The sequence below is a fragment of the Acidovorax sp. KPB24-03 genome (genome assembly GCF_057546605.1).
In genome coordinates this window covers 1-1,233 of sequence record NZ_BAAJYR010000688.1, presented here as the reverse complement: position 1 = coordinate 1,233, position 1,233 = coordinate 1, and the positions used below count along the sequence as shown (strand labels likewise).

At 72.5% G+C, this 1,233-nt stretch carries 1 protein-coding gene; it reads right to left on the bottom strand.

What is annotated here, in order from left to right; genetic code table 11:
* Positions 1 to 1,233, bottom strand: a 1,233-nt coding sequence (locus tag AC27KI_RS25220) for an efflux transporter outer membrane subunit (RefSeq protein WP_487116526.1), incomplete at both ends; no start/stop codon positions are given.

Sequence of the window (1,233 nt, the reverse complement as noted above, 5' to 3'; positions counted from 1 at the left end):
GGGCGATGTCGTAGGCGGCCTCGGCGGCCTCTTGCGCGTGGCGCTGCTCGGCCTGCTGGCGGTCGATGGAGCGGGCCGAGGCGAGCTGGTCGGCCGCGTCATGCACGGCATCCAGCAGCGCGGCGTTGTAGCTCTCGACCGCCGCATCCACGTCGGCGGCCTTGCCGCGCAGGTTGGCGCGCAGGCGGCCCGAGTCGAAGATCGGCAGGCGGATCGCCGGGCCGATGCCCCACTCCTTGCTGCCGGCCTCGGCGAAGCGGTCCAGCCCGATCGACGACAGGCCCAGGAAGGCCGTCAGGTTCACGTTCGGATAGAACTGCGCCTTGGCCACGGCCACGTCCTGGGTGGCGGCCTCCACGCGCCAGCGCGCGGCGGCCACGTCGGGCCGCCGGCCCAGCAGGTCGGCCGGCAGCGTGCCGGGAATTGCTATCGAATGAATAGCATCCAGGGCAGGAAAATCTAGGGCGTTCGCGGCATTTGGCTGACCCACCAGCGCGCCCAGGGCATTGCGGGTGAGGGCGATCTGCTCCTGGATCGCCTCGATCTGCTGGCGCGCCTCGGGCAGGCCGCCTTCGCTCTGGCGCCGCTCCAGCTGGGTGTCCAGGCCCGCATCCACGCGGTCGCGCACCAGGCGCAGCGTTTCGTTGCGCTGGGCCAGCGTGCGTTCGGCCACACCCAATTGGGCCTTCAGGCGCGCCAGCTGGAAATAGCTGCGCGCCACGTTGCTGGCCAGCAGCAGGCGCGCGGCCTGGGCATCGGCCTGCGCGGCATTGGCGCTGCCCAGGGCGGATTCGAGCGCGGCGCGGTTCTTGCCGAAGAAGTCGATCTCCCAGCTGCCCGACAGGCGCGCCGTGCCGCTGTTGAGTACGCTGCCGGCCAGCGGCGGCGGGTAGGGGCCGTTGGCGCTGTAGAGCTGCCGGTTCACGTCCAGGCTGCCGTTGAGCTGCGGGCCGTCGGCCGCGCGGGCGGTCTCGATGAAGGCCTGGGCGCGGGCGATGCGCGCCTCGGTGAGCTTCAGGTTGGGGTTGGTGGCCAGGGCGCGGTCGATGAGCGCATCGAGCTGGCCGTCGCCGAAGCCCAGCCACCAGTCCGTGGGCAGCGTGGCTTCGGCGAAGGACTTCTGCGCCACCGCGCCGGCACCGGCGGCTGGCGCCGCAAGGCCGAGCGAGGCGGCGTCGCGCATCTGCGCATGGGGCGCGATGCCGGACATGTCGGCGCAGGCCGTGAGGCCCG